Raw genomic sequence first — 20,770 nt, 5'->3', positions numbered from 1 at the left:
GCGCAGCCGTTCGCCACAGGGATGTGGCGCGCCTCGCCGTTGCCGGCCAGGGCGATGTGGTGGCCGGTGCGGCCGGGTACCGCGTCGAGCGCCTCCAGGTCGTTCGGCAGTACGCCGAGCCGGAGCGGGTCGGTGGTCACCGGCGCTCTCCATTTCTGATCACGGGACCGAAGCCGGGCCGCGGGATCCATCCACGGCCCGGACCGGTTCATATGCCACCTGGCTTTCATGCTCAATGGTTATGGTCGGGCTGCTATTTGTGTATTGGACGGCATGACCGATGCCTTCCGATACTGAGGGACCTGCCGAGCGCATCCGTATCCGCAGCTGCGCCGCACCTCCCCGAAGGACCCGTCCGTGACCGTCATGTCACCCGCTTCCGCACGCCCCGGCACCGACCGTGCCCGCACCCGCTCCGCCGGTCACGCCATCGTCGAGTCCCTTGCCCTGCACGGGGTACGGCGTGTCTTCGCCGTCCCCGGCGAGAGCTACCTCGACCTCCTCGACGGACTGCACGACTCCGACATCACCACCGTCGTCTGTCGCCACGAGGGCGGCGCCGCCTACATGGCGGAGGCGCACGGAAAGCTCACCGGTGAGCCCGGCGTCGCCATGGTCACCCGCGGCCCGGGCGCCGCCAACGCCTATGTGGCCGTCCACGCCGCCTGGCAGGACGCCACACCGCTCGTTCTGTTCGTCGGCCTGATCCCGAGCGACCATCGCGACCGTGAGGCCTTCCAGGACTTCGACCCGCGTGCCTGGTTCGGTACACAGGCCAAGCGCGTCCTCCTCCTCGACCAGCCGGAGCGCGCCTCCGAACTGGTCGCCGAGGCCTTCTTCGCCGCCCGTTCGGGCCGTCCCGGGCCGGTCGTCGTCGGGCTGCCCGAGGACATCATCACCCGCCCCGCACCGCCGGAGCTCCACCCGGTCGTCCCGGTGACGGACGGCGGCGTCGCCCCCGCCGAACTCGACGCGCTGCGCGAGCTGTTCGTCCGCGCCCAGCGTCCGCTCATCCTCGCCGGCGGCCCCCGCTGGACCCCTCGCGCCGCCGCCCGGCTCACCGCCTTCGCCGAACGCCACCGCATTCCGGTCGCCCAGGACTGGCGGGCTTCCGACCGGGTGCCCTTCGACTCACCGGTCAATACAGGCCAGTTGGGATACGGGCGGCTCGACTCGCTGGCCCGCCGGGTCGAGGAGGCCGACCTGCTGCTCTGCGTCGGCGGCGTACTGACCGACGTGCCCAGCGACGGCTACACGCTGCGCCAGTCCCCGTCGTCCACCACCGTCGTCGCCAACATCGACGCCACCCTGCGCGGTCGCAGCGGCGCCCTCACCCGGCAGATACTCGCAGCCCCCGACACCTTCACCGAAGCCCTGGCCGGCCTCGACCTGACCGGTCACCCCGACTGGACGCGGTGGACCGCCGAGGCCCGCGAGGAGCAGGCCCGGCACGCCGCACTGCCCGCCGAGGCCCGCACCGGTGCCGGGCTCCCGGTGACCGCACCCGGCACCGCCCACATGACGAGCGTCGTCGCCGAACTCGTCGAACGGCTCCCCGACGACGCCGTCTACACCTTCGGTGCCGGCAACCACTGCATCTGGGCCCAGCGCTATCTGCCGACCCGGCTCTTCCCCAGCCAGCTCAGCATGCGCAACGGCTCCATGGGCTACAGCGTCCCGGCCGCCCTCGCCGCCTCGCTGGAGAGCCCCGGCCGGCTGACCGTCGCCATCGCGGGTGACGGCGAGTTCCTGATGAATGGTCAGGAGATCGCCACGGCAGTGCAGTACGGTGCGGCCTTTCTCGTGATCCTGATGGACAACCGGCAGTACGGAACTATCCGCGAGCACCAGGAACGCCACTATCCGGGCCGGATCAGTGGCACCCAGCTCGCCAACCCCGACTTCGCCGCCTACGCGCGTGCCTTCGGCGCCCACGGCGAGACCGTCACCGCCGACGACCAGGCGGCCGGGGCCGTCGAGCGTGCGCTCAAGGCCGTGACGGACGAGCGCAGGCCCGCCGTCATCCACGTCGTCGTCGACCAGAACATCCCCCTGCCGTAAGGGAATACACGCCATGACCACCACTCAGTACGCCATCGTCGACCCGGCCACCGGAGTAACGGTCCGGCGCTACCCACAGGCCACCGACGTATCGATCGCCCAGGCCCTGGCCGCCTCCGCCGCCGCGCAGGCCGACTGGCGCGGGCGCCCCGTCGAGGACCGGGCGGCCCTGCTGCACCGCGTCGCCGATCTGCACGCCGAACGCAGGGACGACCTGGCCGCCCTGATCACTCAGGAGATGGGCAAGCCCGTCACACAGGCCGGGATCGAGATCGACATCGTCGTGTCGATCTACCGCTACTACGCCGACAACGGCGCCGCCTTCCTCGCCGACGAGGAACTGGCCGTCGTCGCGGGCGGCACCGCCGTCGTCCGCAAGGAGGCGGTCGGGCCGCTCCTGGGGATCATGCCGTGGAACTACCCCTACTACCAGGTTGCCCGGTTCGCGGCTCCCAATCTGATGCTGGGCAACACGATCCTGCTCAAGCACGCCCCCCAGTGTCCCGCGTCCGCGCTCGCCATGGAGCAGATCTTCCGTGACGCGGGCCTGCCCGACGGGGCCTACATCAACCTCTTCGCCTCCGACGAGCAGGTGGCCGACGTCATCGCGGACCCGCGGGTGCAGGGCGTCTCGCTGACCGGCTCCGAGCGGGCGGGGGCCGCAGTCGCCGAGATCGCCGGAAGGCACCTGAAGAAGGTCGTACTGGAGCTCGGCGGCTCCGACCCCTTCCTCGTGCTCGGCGGTGCCGACCTGACCCGCGCCGTCCAGCAGGCCTTCATCGGCCGGTTCGGCAACGCGGGCCAGGCCTGCAACGCGGCCAAGCGCATCATCGTCCTCGACGAGCAGCACGACGAGTTCGTCGAGCAGTTCACCGCCGAGGTGCGGGCGGTCGAGCCCGGCGACCCCACCGACCCCGCCACCTTCCTGGGCCCGCTCTCCTCCGTCGCCGCCGCCGAGGGGCTCGCCGCCCAGGTCGACGACGCGGTGGCACACGGCGCGACGGTCCTCACCGGAGGCCACCGCATCGACCGCCCCGGCGCCTGGTACGAGCCGACGGTCCTCACCGGGGTGACTGACCGGATGCGCGCCTTCCACGAGGAACTGTTCGGCCCCGTCGCCCTCATCCACCGAGTGGCCGACGAGGAAGAGGCGATCGCGCTCGCCAACAACAGCCCGTACGGCCTCGGCGCGGTCGTCCAGTGCGACGACGAGGAGCACGCACTGCGAGTCGCCGACCGCCTGGAAGCCGGGATGGTGTACATCAACGACGCCCCCGGCACCGCCGCCGAGCTCCCCTTCGGAGGGATCAAGCGGTCCGGGATCGGCCGTGAACTCGGCAGGTACGGCATGGACGAGTTCGCCAACAAGAAGCTGATTCGCGTCAAGCGCTGACCAGGGCCCCTCGAACGTCACCCGTCGCCCGGACGGCAACCGCCACCGGCGTCCAACGCCGCCGCCCTTGCCTGAAGGAAGACCGTTTGCCGTCGGCGGCGCACGTATACGCGGCGCGGCGCCGTTCCCGGGTGGGGAACGGCGCCGCGCCGCGGCACGCTGTGGGCCGGTGGAGTGCCAGGCGGATGAAACAGAAACGTCTTCAGCGGTTAGCCGCAGCGGTATTGCCACAGTGGGTAACCCACTTCTACGTTCTTCACCACGCACCTTGTCTACGTGCGTAGACCCATTCCGCCACAGTGAGGAGGGGTACATGAGCCGCACCGTCATCCACGGTGGTCTCGTCATCACCGCGTCCGACGAAATCCATGCCGACGTACTCATCGAGGGCGGCCGCATTGCCGCACTCGCGGCGCACGACACCGACGCGGCCGAGAGCTGGAGCGCCGACCGGAGGATCGACGCCACCGGCAGATACGTCATCCCCGGTGGTGTCGACGCGCATACGCACATGGAGATGCCGTTCGGCGGCACCTACGCCGCCGACACCTTCGAGACCGGCACCCGCGCGGCCGCCTGGGGCGGCACGACCACGATCGTCGACTTCGCCATCCAGTCCGTGGGCCGCGCGGTCCGCGAAGGGCTCGACGCCTGGTACGCGAAGGCCGACGGCAACTGTGCCATCGACTACGCCTTCCACATGATCCTCTCCGATGTGAACGAGTCCTCGCTCAAGGAGATGGACCTGCTGGTGTCGGAGGGCGTCACCTCCTTCAAGGGTTTCATTGGCTCGCGTGACCAGAGATCTTCACGGCGACTCGGAGACCTAGTGGGTGCGGACGCCGCGTGCACCCGTGTCGCGGGGTGAACGACGCAAGGCATAGCGGCGTGGGTTGCTGGCGTCGCACTGGCTTCTGCCGCCGTCCGGTACACCGCCTTCATTACGGCGTTCCGGTCGGCGGCCCTCCGAGTCCCGCATTGCGAGGGGAAGGGATTTCTCAGACATGACTCGAACTCTCATTACCGGTGGCCTTGTGATTACTGCTGCCGAAGAGTTGCACGCGGATGTTCTGATCGAGAACGGCCGTGTCGTGGCGATGGCGACCACGGGTAGCCAGGACTGGACTGCCGATCGCGTGATTGATGCCTCCCAGAAGTATGTGATCCCGGGTGGGGTCGACGCGCACACGCACATGGAGCTGCCGTTCGGTGGCACCTTCGCGTCGGACACGTTCGAGACCGGGACGCGAGCCGCAGCCTGGGGTGGGACGACGACGATCATTGATTTCGCGGTGCAGTCACAAGGGCATTCGCTCCGGGCGGGATTGGACGCCTGGTACGCCAAGGCCGATGGAAAATGCGCGATCGATTACGCATTCCACATGATCGTGTCGGACGTCAATGAACACACACTCAAGGAAATGGACGGACTCGTCGAAGAAGGCGTTAGTTCGTTCAAATTTTTTATGGCGTATCCGGGGGTCTTCTATTCGGATGACGGGCAGATCCTGCGTGCCATGCAGCGGGCCTCCGGCAACGGCGGGCTGATCATGATGCACGCTGAGAACGGCATCGCGATCGACGTCCTCATCGAACAGGCCCTGGCGCGCGGGGAGACCGACCCCCGCCACCACGGCGAGGTCCGCAAGGTCCTCCTGGAGGCCGAGGCCACCCACCGTGCCATCCAGCTCGCCCGGGTGGCCGGATCCCCGCTCTACGTGGTCCACGTCTCCGCCGAGGAAGCCGTGGCCGAGCTGGCCGCCGCCCGGGACAAGGGCCTGCCCGTCTTCGGCGAGACCTGCCCGCAGTACCTCTTCCTCTCCACCGACAACCTGGAGGAGCCCGACTTCCAGGGAGCGAAGTACGTCTGCTCCACCCCGCTGCGCCCCCGCGAACACCAGGCGGCGTTGTGGCGGGGGCTGCGGACCAACGACCTCCAGGTGGTCTCCACCGACCACTGCCCGTTCTGCTTCCGCGGCCAGAAGGAGCTCGGCCGCGGGGACTTCTCCAAGATCCCGAACGGGCTGCCGGGGGTGGAGAACCGTATGGACCTCCTCCACCAGGCCGTCCTGGACGGTCACCTCACCCGCCGCCGCTGGATCGAGATCGCCTGCGCGACCCCGGCCCGGATGTTCGGCCTCTACCCGAAGAAGGGCACCATCGCGCCGGGTTCCGACGCCGACATCGTCCTCTACGATCCGCACGCCGAGCAGGTCATCTCCGCCGAGACCCATCACATGAACGTGGACTACTCGGCGTATGAAGGAAAGCGCATCACCGGCCGGGTAGAAACGGTTCTCTCGCGCGGTGAAGTCGTCATCGACGGACGGAAGTTCACCGGTCGGGCCGGTCACGGAATGTACACCCCGCGCGCCACCTGTCAGTACCTGGACTAGGAGCACCCGTCATGGAATTCGGACTCGTCCTCCAGACCGACCCGCCCGCCTCGGCCGTCGTCGGCCTGATGCGTCGCGCCGAGCGCAACGGCTTCCGCTACGGCTGGACCTTCGATTCGGCGGTGCTCTGGCAGGAGCCGTTCGTCATCTACAGCCAGATCCTCGAACACACCGAACACCTCGTCGTCGGCCCCATGGTCACCAACCCGGGCACCCGCACCTGGGAGGTCACCGCCTCCACCTTCGCCACCCTCAACGACATGTTCGGCAACCGCACCGTCTGCGGCATCGGGCGCGGCGACTCGGCGATGCGCGTCGCCGGACGCAAGCCCAACACCCTGGCCCGCCTCGGCGAGGCCATCGACGTCATCCGCGACCTCGCCGAGGGACGGGAGGCCACCGTCGACGGGCAGCCGGTCCAGATCCCCTGGGTGAAGGACGGCAGACTGCCCGTCTGGATGGGCGCGTACGGCCCGAAGGCGCTCGCCCTCGCCGGACAGAAGGCCGACGGCTTCATCCTCCAGCTCGCCGACCCGTTCCTCACGGAGTGGATGATCAAGGCGGTACGGGACGCGGCGGCACAGGCGGGCCGCGACCCGGACTCCGTGACCATCTGCGTCGCCGCCCCCGCCTATGTGAGCGACGACCTCGACCACGCCCGCGAGCAGTGCCGCTGGTTCGGTGGCATGGTCGGCAACCATGTCGCGGACCTGGTCTCCCGGTACGGCGAGCACTCCGGACTCGTCCCCGAGGCCCTGACCGCGTACATCGCCGGCCGGTCCGGCTACGACTACAGCCACCACGGCCGCGCCGGAAATCCCGACACGGCCTTCGTACCGGACGAGATCGTCGACCGGTTCTGCCTGCTGGGCCCCGCCGAGGCACACATCGAGAAGCTCCGGGCCCTGCGCGATCTGGGCGTCGACCAGTTCGCCGTCTACAACATGCACGATGCACGCGAGGCGACGATCGACGCCTACGGCTCCGACATCATCCCCGCCCTGTCCACCTGACCCCTTCGCCCCACGGTTGTACGCACCCCCGTCCCACGGTTGTACGCACGTACCGCTCCCTGCCCCGCACGGCACCGCTCCCGAGCGAAGGGTCCAGTTGCCATGACATCGACCGTCCCACCCACCCCACCCATCCCACCGCTTCCACCGCAGGGCCGGATATCCGGCCCGTCCGGCCGCGTCGAACTCGCCCCCGGCGCCGTCCCCACCGACAACCGGTTCGTCAACGAGGACCTGCTGCCCGTTCCGCTGGACAGGCGCCGCTGGACGACGTACAACTTCGCCGCGCTCTGGGTCGGCATGGCCCACAACATCCCGTCCTGGCTGCTCGCCTCCGGCCTGGTGGCCCTCGGCATGGACTGGAAGCAGGCCGTCCTGACCATCGCGCTCGCCAACCTGATCGTGCTCGGCCCGATGCTGCTCACCGGGCACGCCGGTCCCAAGTACGGCATCCCCTTCCCCGTTCTGGCCCGCGCCTCCTTCGGTCTGCGCGGCGCCAACCTGCCCGCGCTGATCCGGGCCGCGGTGGCCTGTGCCTGGTTCGGCATCCAGACCTGGATCGGTGGCGTCGGCATCTTCACCCTGCTCGGGAAGATCTTCGGCGGCTGGGCGAGGGCGTCCGAGATCGGCGGGCAGCCGTGGACGCTCTGGCTCTGCTTCATCCTCTTCTGGGCGCTCGAACTCGCCATCATCTACCGGGGCATGGACACCCTGCGACGGTTCGAGAACTGGGCCGCCCCGTTCGTCATCGTCGGTGCCGTGGTGCTTCTGGTCTGGGTCGCCGTCAAGGCCGGTGGCTTCGGCCCGCTGCTCGACCAGCCCTCCAAGCTCGGCTGGGGCAAGGAGTTCTGGCCGGTCTTCTTCCCGTCCCTGATGGGAATGATCGCCTTCTGGGCCACGCTCTCCCTGAACATCCCCGACTTCACCCGCTTCGGGGCCGGCCAACGTGCCCAGATCTGGGGCCAGTCGCTCGGCCTGCCGACCACGATGACGCTCTTCGCTCTGCTCTCGGTTCTGGTCACCTCCGGCTCACAGGCCGTGTACGGGGAGGCGATCTGGGATCCGGTCCAGCTCGTCGCCAGGACCGACAACGTCTTCGGTCTGCTCTACGCCCTGGTCACGGTGCTCGTCGCGACGGTCTCCGTGAACATCGCGGCGAACGTCGTGTCACCCGCGTACGACTTGGCGAACCTCGCACCCAAACTCATCAACTTCCGTACGGGCGCCCTGATCACGGGTGTCGTCGGCGTTCTCATCATGCCGTGGAAACTCACCGAGACCCCCGAGCTGTACATCTTCACCTGGCTCGGTCTGGTCGGCGGACTGCTCGGTACGGTCGCGGGCATTCTGATCGCCGACTACTGGATCGTCCGCCGCACCGTGCTCGACCTCGCGGACCTGTACCGTCCCGGCGGCCGCTACTGGTACGCGAACGGCTGGAACTGGCGGGCGGTCGCCGCGTTCGCCGTCGGCGGCATCCTGGCGATCGGCGGCTCCCACTCCGCCCCCGGCACGGGCCCGTTCCCGGCCGACGGCCTGATCCCGTTCCTCAAGCCGCTCGCGGACTACGGCTGGGCGGTCGGGCTGGCCTCGTCGCTGGTGCTGTACGTGGTGCTCAGCGGTCGGTCCGGGGTCACACCGGCGACATCGGGCGGCTCAGCAGCGCGCTGATGTCGTACGTCTGATCCGGTGGCGGCGTGGCCGTGGGCACCGGCTTGTCGAAAGCCGAGAAGCCCATGACCGCGCTCGCCCCACCGCCCTGCACCGTGATCCTCAGCGGGTACGGCTTGCCCGTGGCCGCGACGTACGTCGTCATCGTCCTACCGTCCCGAAGCCTGGTCAGCGGTACCACCGAAGCCCCGCCGAGCGTGGTCTTTCTGCCCTTGTTCAGCGTCCCACGGTCGTTGTTCGCATGGTCGCCGACCAGCTTCTGGAAGGTGTCCAGATCGCAGCCGTTCACCAGGTCGCGCAGCCTCGGGTCGTCGGCCGAGCCCTTCATGTATCGCCCGTTGAGGATTGCGGCGAAGGCCGAGCCGACGCCGGGAACCTGGTTCTTCCAGAAGTTCGCATCCGGCTTGACCCAGACGTCGTCGCCGCGCTTCACGATCCGGGCCGACCCCTGATCGTTGCCGAGGTCAACCGAACCATTGCAGTTGCCGTCCCGGTCCAGGGTGAGATTCAGGACCGGCGCCGGGCTGCCGCTGTCGTAGTGGCCACGCGCGCTGAGGTGCAGGGAATGGACGCTCAGCAGCGCGTCACGTGACCGGTCGGCGATCTGCTGGGCGGGGAGCGTGTCGATGTCGTTGTCCGCCCGTGCCACACCACCGCCGATGACGCTGCCGCTGGTGAGTCCCAGTACGAGGACCGCTGCCCAGGCGGCCTGGCGTGTGCCGATGAGTTGGCCGGTCACGGCGCCTCCCTCGAAGGGCCCGTCGGGCCTGTTCAGGTGTGCGATCCGATCCTCTTGAGCGTACGTCGGAGCGGGGCGGGTCGCGCGACGGAGGGGAGCCACCGGGACCGCCCACCCGCCCCGGTGGGCGGTCCTGCCCACAGCGCTGCCGGGCCTCCGGCCACTGCTGGACGACATCGATCCCGGCGACGTACGGGCAGGGATCGAGGCGGTCGGTGAAACTGTCCGCCGACGCCCGGCGGCGCCCAGCGCGCCGAGGAGCACGTCGAGCCGGGCATGGGCCTGAGGCCGGCCGACTGCCCGGCAGCGCTGGGTGACGAACCGTTCGTGAGGTCCCTCCCGGACAGCGCGGCGGGCATTGCGTGGGAGGCGAGCGCTGTACCGCTCGGCCACGGCCCGTGCGACGGCGAGCTCCGGCTCACCGGAGAGCAGCAGCTTGATGTGGTGCTCGAAATGGCAGAGAGGGGACAGCGCGACCGCCTCGTCGGCTGTCCGCGGTATGCCCTCGTTCCACGGAGCGGCCTCGATCTTCACCCGTACGACGGAGAAACCCGCCGCGCGCAACTCGGCCGACCGGAGCCGGGCCGCGGACCGCCGCCCGGTGAGCGAACCACGGCCCTGCTCGGTCAGCATGGGCTGGTCCGGCACGGCGCCGCGGTCCAGGACGATGCGGGTGAGCTTCAGGCCGTTGCGTTCCGCCCAGCGCTCCGGACGGGCACTCTCGTCCGCCTCGCCGCCGCCCGTACCGGGGCAGCTGTCTTCGCGCTGTTCCGTCCGACTGCCGGAACCTTTTCTCATGGCTCCGGCAGCCTCCGGCCGCTCTCCGCCGAACGGTTGAGTGAACCGCCCACTACTCGTTACCCTCCGGTAAGTTCGTTCGGGCGTACAGGTGCGGGCGCGCACCTGCCGATACGAGGGAGGCAGACAGCCCATGTCCTCAGCGGAAGCCGTCGAAACGACCGAACCGGCCGGCCCGACCGGACTGGCCGACAGCGCAATGGAGCTGGCCGAAGGCCATACCACCTCGACCGAGCAGGTATCCGCCGCCCTGAGCCGTATCGAAGCGAGCCAGGGCACCCTCAACGCGTTCAGGCACCTGCGCGCCGAGGCCGCACTCGCCGAGGCCGCCGAGGCCGACCGCCGGCTCGCCGCGGGGGAGCGGCTGCCCCTGCTCGGGGTTCCGGTCGCCGTCAAGGACGACACCGATGTCGTCGGGATGCCGACCTACTTCGGCTGCGACGGCGAACTGCCCGCAGCCACCGCCGACAGCGAGGTCGTACGCAGACTGCGGGCGGCCGGGGCCGTGATCGTCGGGAAGACCAATTCCTGCGAGCTGGGCCAGTGGCCGTTCACCGAGGGCCCGGCCTTCGGTGCCACCCGCAACCCCTGGAACACCGGACACACCCCCGGCGGCTCGTCCGGCGGTTCGGCGGCGGCCGTCGCGGCCGGGCTCGTACCCGCCGCGCTCGGGTCGGACGGCGCGGGGTCCGTCCGTATCCCCGCAGCCTGGACCCATCTCGTCGGCATCAAACCGCAGCGCGGCCGGATCTCCGTCCACCCGTACAGCGACGCCTTTCAGGGCCTGACCGTCAACGGCCCCCTGGCCAGGACCGTCGCCGACGCCGCCCTGCTGCTCGACGCGGTCGCCGGAGCCCACCGCGACGACCCGCACCGCCCGCCCCCTGTCGAGGCATCGGCCGCAGCCCGCCGCGACCCGGGCAGACTGCGCATCGCCGTCGCCTGGCGCCCACCGCTCACCCTCACCGGCTCGACGCCCCACCCCGATGTGCGGCGGGCCGTCACCGCACTGGCCGAGGCCCTCGCCCGCCTCGGCCACGACGTCGAGGAGGCCAGGCCCCGCTACGGACTGATCGGCCTCGGCTTCGTCCCCCGCGCCACCGCCGGGATCGCCGAACTCGCCGCCCGCCACCCCGACCCCGCCCTCCTCGACCCGCGCACCCGCAGCGCCCTGCGCACCGGCACCCGGCTGGGAGGCCGGGTGGTGCGCGCGGCCAGGGAGCGGGAGGTGCGCCAGCACCGCAGGATCGGAGCGTTCTTCCACACGTCCCGGGCCGGCGCCGGGTACGACGTACTGCTCACCCCGACGACCGCCCTGCCCCCGCCCCCGATCGGCAGGTTCGACGGGCTGAGCGCCTGGCGCACCGATGTGACGATGGCCGAGGCCTGCCCGTACGCCTGGCCCTGGAACGTACTGGGCTGGCCCGGCATCAACGTACCGGCCGGATTCACCTCCGACGGGCTGCCCGTCGGCGCCCAGCTGCTGGGCCCCTCCCGCAGTGAGGAACGGCTGATCTCCCTCGCCGCCCAGCTGGAGGCCGACCGCCGCTGGTACGAGCACCGGCCCCCCGCCCCTCACACCTCGGTCAGACCGGGCGGCGGGCGCTGACCACCCACGCCCCCGCCCGCATCAGCACACCCTCCGGGGTCTCGTGCGCCAGCAGTACATCCGTCATCGAGGCCCGGGTGGCATCGGAGACGGCGAGCCCCGGCGTCCGGGAGACGAAGAAATCCACCGCGTCCGCCGCATCCCGGCCCCAGCAGGTGGCCGCGGTCACGCCGACCGCGGCGATTTCCGTGAACCCGGCCGCCCCCAGGACCTTGTGGAGACGCCCCGGCTCCGACAGGGAGGCCATCGCCGTCGCCACCGCGTTCTCCGACTCATGGTCCCGCCCCAGCAGCGAGGCCAGCAGGCCCAGCGCCGTGCCTTCCCCACCGTCGGCCTGCGGGGGCTGCGGGCAGATGAAGGCGAGCCTGCCGCCCGGCCGCAGCGCACCGGCGATGTGGGTGAACGCGGCGATGTGGTCGGCGAAGAACATCACACCGCCCCTGCTGATCGCCACGTCATAGCCGCCCGGCTCCAGCGGATGAACCTGCGCATCACCCAACTCGTATGAAACGAACGGGAATTGATCTGTGGGGGTGAGGGATCGGGCCCGTTCCAGGAGCGGTTTTGAGATGTCCACGCCGGTGACCCGCCCCTGCGGGGCGCGCCGCGCGGCCATCCGGGTCGTGAGGCCGCTGCCGCAGCCGATGTCGAGGACCCGTTCGGCGGAACCGATCGCCGCCACGTCGAACAGCGGCGCGTCGAATCCTGCCAGCATGGCGTTGTAACGCTCCGGATGGTCGGCCCAGTGCAGGCCGAGCGGCCCGTTCCAGGCGTCGGCGACGGTCATGCGTGCTCCTTCATGGTGGCGGTGAGGGTGGCCTCGATGCGTTCGACTGCGCAGAATGCACCGAAGGCGATCAGATGGACCAGGCAGTGATCGGTGTGCGGCGGTACGAGCCAGGCGGCCACGTCGTCGTCGGTGATCCGGTACGGCGCACGGGCCGCGAGCAGCGCAAGCCGGGCGCCCGGCAGCTCGTCCCGGCCCGGCAGCTGTGCGCCGTGCAGCGGCAGGGGAGTGACGCCGTCCCAGGCCGCCACCGATTCCCGTACGACAGTCAGCTCCTCGTTGCTCAGCAGCCCCGCGCCGAGATGCGCCGCCGTACGCAGCGCGCCGAACGCCGTGCCGATGGCCGTGCCCGCCGCCCAGCACGGTGATTCGCCCTCCGTTTCGAGCAGCGCCAGGCTCTCCCCGGACATCAGCTCACGGCGCACGGTGCCGGACAGGGATCGGCCCGCCACGGTCCGCACGAGGCGGTACTTCTGGGCGCCGCCGGGCAGCATGTCCTCGGTCAGCAGCGACGACACGATCCGGTTGATGAAATGGAAGGCGAGTCCCGTCCCGATGTACTCCGCGGCCTGCTCGGCCGGGAACGGCTGTGCGGTGCTCATGTCCTTTCCCCAGGCGAGCAGTTGGCGGTGCGCGGGGTCCTTCGGCTGCTCGCCGCGCACGATCGTCTCGGCCAGCCGGTGGTCGCCGGTGGCATGCAGCAGCACGGTGTGCGCGACCACACAGAACGGGCAGCGGTTGACGAGCGACACCCCGGCAGCCACCACCTCCTTGTCCGTGCGCGGCGCCCGCCCGGCCAGCAGGGACTCCCGCATCACGGCCCAGGCACCGGCCAGCAACGGTGGCGCGGCGGACAGGACGACAAAGGTCGAGGCACGTTCGATGCCGAAATCGGTGCCCAGTTGGGCGTACACATCGGCGACCGTGCCGGTCGCCGACTTCGGCGGTACGGGTGAGGTGTAACGGAAAGGTCCGGTCATGGCGACGATGCTCGCCCGCCGACCCGCCCCCGGTCGTCGTACACCCGAAGGCGGTTGCCGCTGATCCCGCGTGATTCACCGCCACCACGACTACTTCCCCGGGAGTAGTCGTGTCCCCGTCCCTGCGGGTGATGCCGCCGCAGCCGTACGGAGGTTAGGGTGCCGCACATGCGGGGCGAAACGAAGGACATCGGCCGGCGAACTCGCCTGCTGGACACGGCACTTGCCGTCGTCGTCACAGCGGCGGTCACCGCCGCGGCCCTCGTCGCCTCGGCGCCCGGCGCTCTCGACCTGCTGCTCATCGCGGTTGGCGCACTCGCACTGGCCGGGCACCGCAGCGCCCCGCGCGCGGTCCTCGCCGTCACCACGCTCTGCATGCTCGGGTACGTGATTCACGCCCATCCGGGAAGCTGGGCGGCGTTCCCCGTGCTGGCCGCCGTGCACGCGGCCGCCCGCAACGGACACCGCGCCTGGGGCGTCGCCGCGGGAGCCCTCTTCCTCACCGGATACGTCACGGTCCTCGCCGTCACCGCACCGGGCACCCAGGACACCGTCGAACGTACCCTTCTGCTGCTCGGCTGGTTCCTCTGCGCAGGCGTCACCGGACTCATCGACAAGAACTGGCAGGCGTATCTGCGCCAGACCGAACAGCGGGCCATGGACGCCGAACGCAGCCGGGACGAGACCGCGCTGCGCCGGGCGGGGGAGGAGCGGCTGCGGATCGCCCGCGAGCTGCACGACTCGCTCACCCACTCCATCTCGATCGTCAAGCTCCAGGCAGGAGTCGCTGTGCACCTCGCCCGCAAACGGGGCACCGAGGTGGAACCCGCACTGCTCGCCATCCAGGAGGCGAGCGGCGAGGCGATGCGTGAGCTGCGGGCAACGCTGGAAGTGCTCCGGACCGACGTCGTGGAGCCCGGCACCGGGCTCGACCGCATCGACGAGCTGGCCGACCGGGCCCGTACCGCGGGCATCGCGCTCGCCGTCACGGTCAGCGGCGACGAACGGCCCCTGCCCCCGGCCGTCGACCGGGCCGCGTACCGCATCGTGCAGGAGGCACTCACCAATGTCGCCCGGCATGCCGACCGTGCCACGACGGCCGTCCGCCTCACCTACACCGAACGGGCCCTGACCGTGCACGTCGACGACCAGGGCCCCTGCGTCGCCGGTGACACCGTCACCGCGGGCACCGGCCTCACCGGCATGCGGGAACGCGTCACCGCACTCGGCGGCACCCTTGACGCCGCACCCCGCCCGGCCGGCGGCTTCTCCGTACGCGCGGAGCTCCCCCTGCGCACCGCCGGAACCGTCGGATGACCGACGAAGACGCCCCGGCGATCCGGGTGCTGATCGTCGACGACCAGGCGTTGATGCGGGCCGGTTTCCGGGCGCTGCTCGAAGCGGAGGACGGCATCGAGGTGATCGGCGAGGCCGCCGACGGCCGCCACGGCCTGGAACTCGCCCGGCTGCACACTCCGGACGTCGCCCTCGTCGACGTACAGATGCCGGTGATGGGAGGCATCGAGGCCACCCGCGAGATCGCCGCCGACCCCTTGCTGGCGGGCGTCCATGTCGTGATCCTCACCAATTACGGCCTCGACGAGTACGTCTTCGACGCGCTGCGCGCCGGAGCCGCCGGTTTTCTCCTGAAGGACACCGAGCCCGCCGAACTCCTGAGGGCCATCCGCGTCGCGGCCGTCGGTGACGCACTGCTCTCGCCCGCCGTCACCCGCCGGCTGATCGGCGAATTCGTCGCCAGACCACCCGACCGGAGCACTGCGCCCGGCTTCGAGACCCTCACCCGCCGGGAGCGCGAAGTCAGCGCGCTCGCCGCTCGCGGTCTCACCAACGAGGAGATCGCCGCACACATGGTGATCAGCCCGTTCACCGCGAAGACCCACATCAGCCGCGCCATGACGAAGCTGGGCGCCCGCGACCGGGCGCAGCTCGTCGTCTTCGCCTACGAATCCGGCCTCGTCGCACCCCGGGAACCCCGCCCCTGAAGGCGGCCGACAGCGGCCCTGCCCGCCCGTCCACGCCGCTTGACATTCGCACCGGAGCGCCGTAGGCGGGATCATGGACTGGAACGGAGCGGATGGGTGGTGACCAGTATGGCGTCCAAAGGCCCGCCGTCGGCGCCCGGAGCCGAACCGTCGCAGCCCAGGACCCCCCAGCACTCCTTCGGCACGGCGAATGACGCGACCGCGGTGGTCGCCGCTGCCGGAACGGTCATCGGCTGGACTCACAGCGCACAGGACCTGCTGGGATACCGCGCCGCCGAGGTGGTCGGGCGGTCCGCGGGCTTCCTCCTCGCGATGCCCGAGGACCCGGTAAGAGTGGCGAGGATCGCCGAGCGGTGCCGTGCGGGCGTGGGCTGGAGCGGCCGCGCCGATGTGCGCCGGAGCGACGGCCGGCAGATCGAAGTGGATCTGCGGGTCTCGGCCTCGTTCCACCTGGACGGCCGGGTGTGTTTCCTGGTCTCCGGACGTGAACGGAAGCCGGAGCGGACGGTCGGGCAGTCCGTGCTGGATGCCTTCCTGACCAGCGCGCCGATCGGTATGGCGGTGATGAGCCCGCAACTGCGCTACGTCTGGATGAACGAAACCCTGGAGCGCATCGGCGGCGTCCCGCGTGAGCAGCGCGTGGGCCGCCGGATGAGTGAAGTGCTCCCGGGACTGGAGACCGACGCCATAGAGCCCCTGATGCGCCGTGTGCTGGACACCGGGGTACCCGTCATCGACTTCGAGTACCGGGGCTGGAGCTGGGCGGATCCGCACCGTGAGCGCGCCTACTCCACGTCGTTCTTCCCTCTGACCGACGGCGACGGTACCGTCACCGGCATCTGCTACATGGTCCTGGACGTCACCGACCGGTGGAGGGCCCAGCAGCGCCTGGCCCTGGTCAACGACGCCGGAGCCAGCATCGGCTCCACCCTGGACGTGATGCGCACGGCTCAGGAGCTGGCCGACTTCGCGGTGCCGCGGTTCGCCGACTTCGTCACCGTCGACCTGCTGGAGCCGGTTGCCAGCCCTGAGGAGACCGGTCCGTGGTCCTCCGGCACGGGGCTGTCCGGCCTGAGGCTTTCCGGTACGGGAGCCGCTCATCCCGGTGCGCCTGCCGAGCCGGGCCGGCCGAGGATGCGCCGCGCCGGGATGAGTTCGGTGCGGGAGGGCTGCCCGGAGGCGGTCTGCCGGATCGGGGACCCGGTGGATTTCGTGCCCCCGCCCCACGACATCCGGTTTCTCATCGATGGTGAACCCATCCTGATCCCGGTCCTCGACTCCGTCAGACATCTGTGGGCGGTCGAACAACCCGCCAGGGCGGCGCGCATCCGCGAGTACGGTTTCCACTCCCTCATCGCCGTACCCATGCGGGCCAGGGACACGGTGCTCGGCCTGACCACCTTCGTACGATCGGTGAATCCGGTCCCTTTCGAACCGGACGACGTGCTGCCGGCCCGCGATCTGGTGGCACGGGCGGCGGTGTGCGTGGACAACGCCCGCCGTTACACCCGAGAGCACGCCGCCGCACTGACACTGCAGCGCAGTCTGCTCCCGCACACGCTGCCCGGAGGGATGGCCCTGGACGTGGCCTCCGCGTATCTCCCGGCGGACGCCAAGGACGGTGTCGGGGGCGACTGGTTCGATGTGATCCCGCTGTCCGGCGCCCGGGTCGCCCTGGTCGTCGGCGATGTCGTCGGCCACGGCATCAGCGCCGCCGCGACCATGGGCAGGCTCCGCACCGCGGTGCACACCCTCGCCGACATGGACCTTCCCCCCGACGAACTGCTGGCCCACCTCGACGACCTCGTACTCCGCCTGAGCGACGAGGAACCCGAGGGCGAGTCGAGCGGCACGACCGTGCTGGGCGCCACCTGTCTGTACGCCGTCTACGACCCGGTCACCCAGCTCTGCACGATGGCGCGCGCCGGCCACCCGCCCCCCGTCGTCGTCTCCCCGGACGGGCGCGTCAACTTCCCCGAACTGCCCGCAGGCCCCCCGCTCGGCGTGGGCGGGCTGCCCTTCGAGACAGCGGAGATCGAGCTGCCGGAAGGCAGCCTGATCGCCCTCTACACCAACGGTCTCATCGAAGGCAGGGACCGGGACGCCGACCTCGGGATGTCCCGCCTCGGCGGTGCCCTGGCGCAGCACGGACTTCCGCTCGACACACTGTGCGCGACGGTCGTGGAGCAGTTGCTTCCCGTGCCGCAGCCCGACGACGTCGCCCTGCTGCTCGCCCGCACCCACGAATTGACCGCCGACCACGTCGTCTCATGGGAGGTACCCGCCGACCCGGCAGCCGTCGCGGGCGTCCGGGCCCGGACGGCCCGACTGCTGAGGAGCTGGGGCCTGGAGGAGCTGCAGATGACGACCGAGCTGATCGTCAGCGAGCTGGTCACCAACGCGCTGCGCCACGCCACCGGCCCGATCCGGCTGCGGCTGCTGCGCCAGTCCGTCCTGATCTGCGAGGTCTCCGACGCCAGCAGCACATCACCCCGGCTGCGCCACGCCAGGACCACGGACGAGGGCGGTCGCGGCCTCTTCCTCGTAGCCCAGCTCACCCGCCGCTGGGGTACCCGCTACACGCCCGAAGGCAAGATCATCTGGACCGAGCAGGAACTGCCGGCGACCGGAACGTGAGGACGTTCCGGGGAAGCCGTTCATGGCACCGGCTCCGCAGCACCGGCACTACGGCACCCGAGCGGTCCACTCCTCGGTGCCGAACTTCGTACGTACGAGCTCCTCGGCCTGCGCCATCTCCTCGTCCGTCACCTTGCCCTGCGTGAGGCCGTGCCGGTTTCGGAAGGAGGCGATCATCCGCTCGATGACGGCCTCGCGCGCCAGTCCGGTCTGGCGGCGCAGCGGGTCGACACGCTTCTTCGCGCTCTTGGTGCCCTTGTCGGAAAGCTTCTCCTTGCCGATCCGGAGCACCTCCAGCATCTTGTCGGCGTCGATGTCGTACGACATGGTCACGTGGTGCAGAACGGCCCCCTCCCCGCCGGCCACACGCTTCTGCGCCGCGCCCGCGATCTTCCCGGCCTCCGTCGCGATGTCGTTGAGCGGCTGGTACCAGGCCTTGATGCCCATGTCGCCGAGCGCGCCCAGGACCCAGTCGTCGAGGTAGGCGTAACTGTCGGCGAAGGAGAGGCCTGACACCAGCGACTCCGGCACGGACAGAGAGTAGGTGATCGTACTCATGGGCTCTACAAACATGGCGCCGCCACCAGAAATGCGGCGTACCACGGTCATCCCGTATTTCGCCGCCCCTCCGGGATCCACCTCGTTCCGCAGCGACTGGAAGCTGCCGATGACCACAGCAGGCGAGGCCCATTCCCAGATCCGCAACGTGGGTGCCCGTCGCCCGGCGGCCACCTCGGCGGTGAGGACTTCGTCCAGTGCCATGTGCAGGGCCGGGGCCTGCGGTCCCATGTGCACCAGTTGCCAGTGGTAGTCGCTCCACTCGGTCGCGTGGGCCAAGGCTCGCCGAGCTGCGATGCCAACGCCCTCCGCGGTCAGTCCGAGCATGACGGTCGACTCCGGCAGCGCCGCCGTGATCCGGGCCGCCAGGCCTGCGGCGCCCATCGAAGAAGGGGCACCCTCCAGTGCGCTGTTGATCGAGAGGATCGCCTCGTCGGGCTCCAGGAAGAAGTCCCCGGCGACGCGCACGTTGCGTAGTGCGCTTTCCTCGACGTCCAGATCCACGACGACAAGCTTGCCGCCGGGCACCTTGTACTCGCCATGCACGGCTTCGTTCCCTTCCAGTGCGCGGCGCAGATCCTGAGCCTGTTGCACCGACATCTGCATGAACGCGCACACACTTCACATCGGACTTCAATGCTCGCTCGTGACGAGCGGCTACGCAGCCCCGATGCCGCTGGAGCGGCATCGGGGCTGCGACCGTCAGGCCTGCCATACGCCTGCGGGCCGAACAGAATCCGGCGTACAGCCCGACTCGTCTGCCACTACCTGCGGCTTTGCTCAGTACTCCAGCTGTGTCGTCGTGCAGATGCTCCACCACGTAGCCCCGCAGGTCGTCACGGACCGCGTCGGCGTCCCACTTGGCCCGGCTGAGCAGGTGCTGCATGCCGTCCGGGGTGGACTCCCCGGCCCGTTCGGCGATGGTCCAGCAGTTCTTGTGCGGGAGGTCCGACAGGAGTCCGAGTACCAACCGCTGGACGCGACGACGTGGCTCCACCCGCGCGAAACGACCCGCGATCCGCCCCATCAGACCCTCGAATGCGTCCTGCCAACGGGCAGGATCTACGCTGTGACCTGCGGCCACTGCTTGATCGTTCGTTGGCTTCACAAACCACGGTGATCACTGGTGGCCGCACCCGTTCCCGCTCCGCCCCACCGGAAGGATCACGGGCCCAAGTGCGGCGCCGTGAGCAACTCCGCCATGCGGTCCGCGAATTCGGTGAGCCAGTCCAAGCGTGGTCCGCCGCGCGCAATACGGAATCCATGACGGCGGCCCCAGAATGCAGCCTGGACGGCATGGAACTGGGCCCAACGCCGGGTGCGCTCGCGGTCGAGTTCCGCGGCCTCAGTGAAGACGTCCAAGGTGCGGTGGAGAGCTTTGCGAAGGTCGTCGCGTTCAAGGAGCGTCAGCGCGCGTGACTTCAGCAGCGTGCCGCCGTCGTAGGCCGGGTCTCCCGCGTACCCCTTGGGGTCGACTGCCAGCCATGGCCCGCGGTCGGCGCGCAGGATGTTTCTGGCGTGCAGGTCACCGTGGATGAGGGTGTCCGGCTGAATGCGACCCAGCTCGCGGATGGTCGCCACGGCGGCGTCCACCGCATAAGGCGACAGTGCGTGCGTCAGCTCCTCGGCGTCCTTGCGCACCTGCTCCTCCCAGGCGTCGGCCTGCTCCCGCAGCCGGGGCAGGCCGGCCGGCGCGGGGATGGCCAGCCGGTGGCTGATCCGCCCTGCTACCGTCACGACCTCCTCGCCGTCTTCGACCTCGGCCAGGGTTGACGCCTGGGCACGTTCGAGCAGCATCGCGAACCGCTCATCGTCGCGCTCGTGCAGCAGAACGGCTCCGCGCCCACCCCACGCCGCCAAAGCATCTGGCTCGTGGACGTTGCCGGGGTGCGGAAACGACACCTTGAACACAGCCGTGTCCCCGGCTCTCCGCCGCACCGGGACGATGACTCCGACACCGCCGTGCATGACCTCCCCGTCCGGCACGCACCCCCAGTGCTCCAGCAGCTCTTCCACGATCCCGGGCAGTTCGGCGAGCCACGCCGCTCCGCGTTCTCCTTCGCGCTCGATGGTGCTGCGCGCGAACGGCTCTGGTGTCTCGAACATCCGGGAACCTTACGCACCA

General features: G+C 70.1%; 14 protein-coding genes and 2 pseudogenes. 10 read left to right on the top strand and 6 right to left on the bottom strand.

From position 1 onward, the window contains the following. Positions 1-366: 366 nt before the first annotated feature. The 6 genes and pseudogenes from OG609_RS06570 to OG609_RS06545 all read left to right on the top strand — a co-directional run bounded on the left by OG609_RS06570 (position 367) and on the right by OG609_RS06545 (position 8,534). Complete coding sequence (locus OG609_RS06570; RefSeq protein ID WP_327277957.1) at positions 367-2,061, top strand: thiamine pyrophosphate-dependent enzyme; 1,695 nt, start codon at positions 367-369, stop codon at positions 2,059-2,061. Between the two features lie 13 nt (positions 2,062-2,074). Beyond that, on the top strand, positions 2,075-3,454 hold the full coding sequence (locus OG609_RS06565) for an NAD-dependent succinate-semialdehyde dehydrogenase (protein ID WP_327271927.1): 1,380 nt from the start codon (positions 2,075-2,077) through the stop codon (positions 3,452-3,454). 313 nt (positions 3,455-3,767) lie between these two features. Further along, a pseudogene (locus tag OG609_RS06560) lies at positions 3,768-4,241 on the top strand (amidohydrolase family protein); the annotation flags it as partial. A gap of 217 nt (positions 4,242-4,458) precedes the next feature. Continuing rightward, positions 4,459-5,850 (top strand): dihydropyrimidinase, encoded by a 1,392-nt coding sequence (hydA, locus tag OG609_RS06555; RefSeq protein ID WP_327271926.1) that lies wholly within the window; start codon positions 4,459-4,461, stop codon positions 5,848-5,850. Positions 5,851-5,861: 11 nt separating this feature from the next. After that, complete coding sequence (locus OG609_RS06550) at positions 5,862-6,863, top strand: TIGR03842 family LLM class F420-dependent oxidoreductase (RefSeq protein WP_327271925.1); 1,002 nt, start codon at positions 5,862-5,864, stop codon at positions 6,861-6,863. Between the two features lie 102 nt (positions 6,864-6,965). After that, positions 6,966-8,534, top strand: a complete 1,569-nt coding sequence (locus tag OG609_RS06545) for an NCS1 family nucleobase:cation symporter-1 (protein WP_327271924.1) — start codon at positions 6,966-6,968, stop codon at positions 8,532-8,534. Here OG609_RS06545 and OG609_RS06540 read toward each other — a convergent pair. Then, on the bottom strand, positions 8,497-9,273 hold the full coding sequence (locus OG609_RS06540; RefSeq protein WP_327277956.1) for a hypothetical protein: 777 nt from the start codon (positions 9,271-9,273) through the stop codon (positions 8,497-8,499). The two genes, OG609_RS06545 and OG609_RS06540, sit on opposite strands and share 38 nt — an antisense overlap. Before the next feature lie 931 nt (positions 9,274-10,204). Here OG609_RS06540 and OG609_RS06535 point away from each other — a divergent pair. Continuing rightward, positions 10,205-11,680, top strand: coding sequence for an amidase (locus tag OG609_RS06535; RefSeq protein ID WP_327271923.1), 1,476 nt, complete (start codon positions 10,205-10,207; stop codon positions 11,678-11,680). On the opposite strand, the gene OG609_RS06530 is transcribed toward OG609_RS06535, so the two are convergent. Together OG609_RS06530 and OG609_RS06525 are read right to left on the bottom strand one after the other, a co-directional pair. Beyond that, positions 11,658-12,467 carry a class I SAM-dependent methyltransferase gene (locus OG609_RS06530; protein ID WP_327271922.1) on the bottom strand — a complete coding sequence of 270 codons (810 nt, stop codon included), beginning with the start codon at positions 12,465-12,467 and terminating at the stop codon, positions 11,658-11,660. The two genes, OG609_RS06535 and OG609_RS06530, sit on opposite strands and share 23 nt — an antisense overlap. Further along, entirely contained in the window at positions 12,464-13,447 is a 984-nt protein-coding gene (locus tag OG609_RS06525) for a carboxymuconolactone decarboxylase family protein (protein ID WP_327271921.1), read from the bottom strand. Before OG609_RS06525 ends, OG609_RS06530 begins: the two co-directional genes overlap by 4 nt. A gap of 168 nt (positions 13,448-13,615) precedes the next feature. Between OG609_RS06525 and OG609_RS06520 the strand changes: the two genes are divergently transcribed. The 3 genes from OG609_RS06520 (at position 13,616) to OG609_RS06510 (ending at position 18,087) form a co-directional block, all read left to right on the top strand. Continuing rightward, on the top strand, positions 13,616-14,764 hold the full coding sequence (locus OG609_RS06520) for a sensor histidine kinase (protein ID WP_327271920.1): 1,149 nt from the start codon (positions 13,616-13,618) through the stop codon (positions 14,762-14,764). After that, positions 14,761-15,450, top strand: coding sequence for a response regulator transcription factor (locus OG609_RS06515; protein WP_327271919.1), 690 nt, complete (start codon positions 14,761-14,763; stop codon positions 15,448-15,450). The genes OG609_RS06520 and OG609_RS06515 overlap by 4 nt, the downstream gene beginning before the upstream one ends. A 108-nt stretch (positions 15,451-15,558) precedes the next feature. Next, on the top strand, positions 15,559-18,087 hold the full coding sequence (locus OG609_RS06510; protein ID WP_327277955.1) for a SpoIIE family protein phosphatase: 2,529 nt from the start codon (positions 15,559-15,561) through the stop codon (positions 18,085-18,087). Between the two features lie 48 nt (positions 18,088-18,135). Here the strand turns inward: OG609_RS06510 and OG609_RS06505 are convergent, their stop codons facing one another. From OG609_RS06505 to OG609_RS06495, 3 genes and pseudogenes are all read right to left on the bottom strand, one after another. Continuing rightward, positions 18,136-19,191, bottom strand: coding sequence for a lipoate--protein ligase family protein (locus tag OG609_RS06505; RefSeq protein ID WP_327277954.1), 1,056 nt, complete (start codon positions 19,189-19,191; stop codon positions 18,136-18,138). Positions 19,192-19,426: 235 nt separating this feature from the next. Beyond that, positions 19,427-19,672, bottom strand: a pseudogene (locus OG609_RS06500) (transposase); the annotation flags it as partial. 137 nt (positions 19,673-19,809) lie between these two features. Continuing rightward, positions 19,810-20,751 carry an aminoglycoside phosphotransferase family protein gene (locus OG609_RS06495; protein WP_327271918.1) on the bottom strand — a complete coding sequence of 314 codons (942 nt, stop codon included), beginning with the start codon at positions 20,749-20,751 and terminating at the stop codon, positions 19,810-19,812. Positions 20,752-20,770 lie beyond the last annotated feature (19 nt).

The sequence above is a fragment of the Streptomyces sp. NBC_01224 genome (genome assembly GCF_036002945.1).
Lineage (GTDB): Bacteria > Actinomycetota > Actinomycetes > Streptomycetales > Streptomycetaceae > Streptomyces.
The sequence above is the reverse complement of the archived record's forward strand: the minus strand, read 5'-3'. Positions and strand labels throughout refer to the sequence as shown.

What these genes read in the sequence shown, in the direction of transcription:
- OG609_RS06570 (WP_327277957.1), top strand. Translation starts at nt 367, where the DNA reads ATGTCACCCGCTTCCGCACGCCCCGGCACCGACCGTGCCCGCACCCGC.
- OG609_RS06565 (WP_327271927.1), top strand. Translation starts at nt 2,075, where the DNA reads ATGACCACCACTCAGTACGCCATCGTCGACCCGGCCACCGGAGTAACG.
- hydA (WP_327271926.1), top strand. Translation starts at nt 4,459, where the DNA reads ATGACTCGAACTCTCATTACCGGTGGCCTTGTGATTACTGCTGCCGAA.
- OG609_RS06550 (WP_327271925.1), top strand. Translation starts at nt 5,862, where the DNA reads ATGGAATTCGGACTCGTCCTCCAGACCGACCCGCCCGCCTCGGCCGTC.
- OG609_RS06545 (WP_327271924.1), top strand. Translation starts at nt 6,966, where the DNA reads ATGACATCGACCGTCCCACCCACCCCACCCATCCCACCGCTTCCACCG.
- OG609_RS06535 (WP_327271923.1), top strand. Translation starts at nt 10,205, where the DNA reads ATGTCCTCAGCGGAAGCCGTCGAAACGACCGAACCGGCCGGCCCGACC.
- OG609_RS06530 (WP_327271922.1), bottom strand. Translation starts at nt 12,467, where the DNA reads ATGACCGTCGCCGACGCCTGGAACGGGCCGCTCGGCCTGCACTGGGCC.
- OG609_RS06525 (WP_327271921.1), bottom strand. Translation starts at nt 13,447, where the DNA reads ATGACCGGACCTTTCCGTTACACCTCACCCGTACCGCCGAAGTCGGCG.
- OG609_RS06520 (WP_327271920.1), top strand. Translation starts at nt 13,616, where the DNA reads ATGCGGGGCGAAACGAAGGACATCGGCCGGCGAACTCGCCTGCTGGAC.
- OG609_RS06515 (WP_327271919.1), top strand. Translation starts at nt 14,761, where the DNA reads ATGACCGACGAAGACGCCCCGGCGATCCGGGTGCTGATCGTCGACGAC.
- OG609_RS06510 (WP_327277955.1), top strand. Translation starts at nt 15,559, where the DNA reads ATGGCGTCCAAAGGCCCGCCGTCGGCGCCCGGAGCCGAACCGTCGCAG.
- OG609_RS06495 (WP_327271918.1), bottom strand. Translation starts at nt 20,751, where the DNA reads ATGTTCGAGACACCAGAGCCGTTCGCGCGCAGCACCATCGAGCGCGAA.